Genomic DNA, 2,786 nt, shown 5'->3' with positions numbered 1-2,786 from the left:
TGCTGCGGCTGCCAGCCAGGCCGTCGCCCCCACGGCCGCCCAGGCCGCCGCAGCCGTGAACGCGGCCGAGTCCGGCGAGGCCGCGCGTGCCGCGCAAGAGTACGCTGCCGGCGTGGCGTCCGTCGAGGCCGCCGACGTGGCTGCCCTGGCGGCCGACGCCGCCCAGGCCGAGGCCGCGGCGGAGGTCGAGGTGACGGAGGCTCCCGCCGATGAGACGGTGACGATCGTCGTCGAGGCCGCCCCGGACGATGAGGGCCAGCCCAAGGCGTAGACCGCACACGTCCGACAAGGTTTCACGAGGGGGGGGCGTCCATCGGGCGCCCCCCCCTCGCGCATTCCGCCCCTCCCAGAATGCGACGGCGGGGCTTTTGCCCCGGCCCATGGGCAAAAGCCCCGCCCCTCGTTTCCCGGTGCTGCCCCCGTTTCCCGGTGGACAAAGGCGGCGGCACGCCGCAAAAGCGACCCCCGCCTCTTCGTTCCCTGCCGTTTCGCAGAATGCCCTCTCGCCAGGCGAGAGCCCGCCTGCGCGCCCGCGCCTGGCGAGAGGGCGGGCGCGGGTGCCTGCGAGAGCGCCGTTTTCGCCCGCCTCGCGCGGCGGGGGCGCGCCGACGCAGCGCAGCCTCCCGCGCTCGATCGCGCCGCGCTCGTGTCTTCCGCGCTCGCTAGCCCAGCGCCACGTCGAGGATCATCATCAGCAGGAAGCCGACCATCACGGCCAGCGTGCCGGCGTTGCTGTGCTCGCCCAGGTGCGCCTCGGGGATGAGCTCCTCCACCACCACGAACATCATGGCGCCAGCCGAGAACGCCAGCAGCCACGGCATGAGCGGCGTGATGGCCCCCGCGAACAGCACCACGAGGACGCCGAACGCCGGCTCGGCCAAACCCGAGAGCGACCCCATCGCGAACGCCTTAGGCGCGCTCATTCCCTCCTGGAGCATCGGCAGCGAGACAGCCGCGCCCTCGGGCACGTTCTGGATGCCGATGCCCACGGCCAGGGCCACGGCCATGCCGAACGTTGCCGGATCGCCGCCGTTGAGCCCCGCCATGGCGAAGAGCAGGCCCACCGACATGCCCTCGGGGATGTTGTGCAGCGTGACGGCCGTGAACAGCAGCGTCGGACGCTCCCAGCGGCTCGGAAGCCCCTCGGGATTGCGTTCGCCGGGATGCAGGTGCGGGATGACGTTGTGCAGCACGAGCAAAAACGCCACGCCGAGCGCAAAGCCGCCTGCGGCGGGAATCCAGCCGAGCTGGCCGGCCTCCTCCGCGCGCTCGATGGCCGGAATGAGCAGCGACCACACCGACGCCGCGATCATCACGCCGGCCGCGAACCCCAGAAACACCCGCTGGGCGAACGCGCTCGACCGCCCGCGGAAGAGGAAGACCGCCGCCGATCCCAGGGTGGTCATGAGAAACGTGAAGCCCGTGCCGGCCGCGGCCCACAGCAGCGCCTGCTCCATGGGGTGCCTCCTTAGCGCTCATCAGGTGATATGCGTCCCATCATACGAGAAGGCCGGCTCATCGCCGGCCTTCCGAGACAATCGTCATGGGGCTGTAAGCGCGCCTGGCGCCCGCCACGCCCCGCGCAGGGGCCTCGCCGCTAGGCCGTGGCCAGCGGGGAAGGCACCGTGTAGGCGCGCGCCGCGTACTCGCGGTCGAGCTCGTAGAGGCTGCGCGCGTCGCCGCCGAACAGCTTCATCTGGGTGATCATGCTGTCAGCGTTGTCCTCTTCCTCCAGCTGCTCGTCGATGAACCAGCCGAGGAACTTCTTGGTGCGGTAGTCGTTGGCCTCCTCGGCCGCCGCGTAGATGGCGTGGATGAGCGCGGTCACGTACTTCTCGTGCTCAAGCGCGGCCTCCAGCGGCTCCATGAAGTTGGAGAACACCTTGTCGGGCTGATCGATGGCCAGCAGCTTGACGCGCTCGCCGTTCTCGTGCAGGTAGTTGCGGAAGATGAGGGCGTGGTCGCGCTCCTCCTGCGCCTGGATCTCGTAGTAGTTGGCGTAGCCGTCCAGGCCCTCCTCGGCGTAGTAGTCGGCGAAAGAGAGGTACAGGTAGGCCGAGTACAGCTCCTTGTTGATCTGGTCGTTGATGAGGTCGTAGACCTTCTGGTCCATGGGACGTCCTTTCTCTGGGATGAAGCCTACCGCCATGATACCGCAGCCGCCTGGGGAAGTTGACCCCGCTCCCCACTTTTCACGCACGTGAAATCAGGAAAGGCGACGCAGCGGGATGACGAGCCGCCGGGAGCCGGCGTCCAAGGCGTCGGAGAGGGGCGGCTCGTCCGCGCTGCCGCGCAGCGCTGCGGGGAGGTCGGGGGCGTAGGCGGCGTCGGGCGCGCCCGGGCGGCTGGGCACGACGCGCCCCTCCCCCAGCAGACGCAGGGCCTCGCACAGCACCTCGAGCGCGGCCTCGTCGTCGAAGCTGCGGCCGATGAGGCGCCGCCGCCAGGCATCCCGGTTGAGCGGCACCTCCACCACCACGTAGCCCCCAGCCGGGCGCCCCGGCTCGAAGGCGAGCGTCGAAGACGTCGGGTCGTCGAACGCCGCGCCCCGCGATTGGAGGGCCAGGCCGTCGCCGTGCACCGCCACCTCGTAGGCCCCTCGCCGGCGTTGCGGCAGCGGAACTCGGCGCGCAGCCGCACCCGGGCGCAGCCGTCGGCCAGCTGGAACGAGAGACCCGCGTCGGGGTCGAGCCGCAGCGCGGGCGTCGCCAGGTCGAGCGCCTCGGCCGGCGGCGCCACCAGCGAGGCGGCGGGATCCGGGCCCGCCAATCCCGCGAGGGCGCCCG

General features: G+C 71.3%; 3 protein-coding genes and 1 pseudogene. 1 reads left to right on the top strand and 3 read right to left on the bottom strand.

Annotated features, from left to right (window positions below):
* A pseudogene (locus D1643_RS10500) lies at window positions 1-271 on the top strand (hypothetical protein); the annotation flags it as partial.
* Window positions 272-662: 391 nt separating this feature from the next.
* Here the strand turns inward: D1643_RS10500 and D1643_RS10495 are convergent.
* From D1643_RS10495 to D1643_RS10485, 3 genes are all read right to left on the bottom strand, one after another.
* A complete protein-coding gene (locus tag D1643_RS10495; protein WP_160710562.1) occupies window positions 663-1,457 on the bottom strand; it encodes a ZIP family metal transporter in 795 nt (264 codons plus the stop codon).
* Between the two features lie 140 nt (window positions 1,458-1,597).
* Entirely contained in the window at window positions 1,598-2,113 is a 516-nt protein-coding gene (locus D1643_RS10490) for a ferritin (protein WP_160710561.1), read from the bottom strand.
* 93 nt (window positions 2,114-2,206) lie between these two features.
* Window positions 2,207-2,587 (bottom strand): hypothetical protein, encoded by a 381-nt coding sequence (locus D1643_RS10485; RefSeq protein WP_160710560.1) that lies wholly within the window; start codon window positions 2,585-2,587, stop codon window positions 2,207-2,209.
* Window positions 2,588-2,786 lie beyond the last annotated feature (199 nt).

The sequence above is a fragment of the Enterorhabdus sp. P55 genome (genome assembly GCF_009911695.1).
Classification (GTDB): Bacteria; Actinomycetota; Coriobacteriia; order Coriobacteriales; family Eggerthellaceae; genus Enterorhabdus.
Note: the sequence above shows the minus strand (reverse complement) of the source record. Positions and strands in the feature narration are given on the sequence as shown.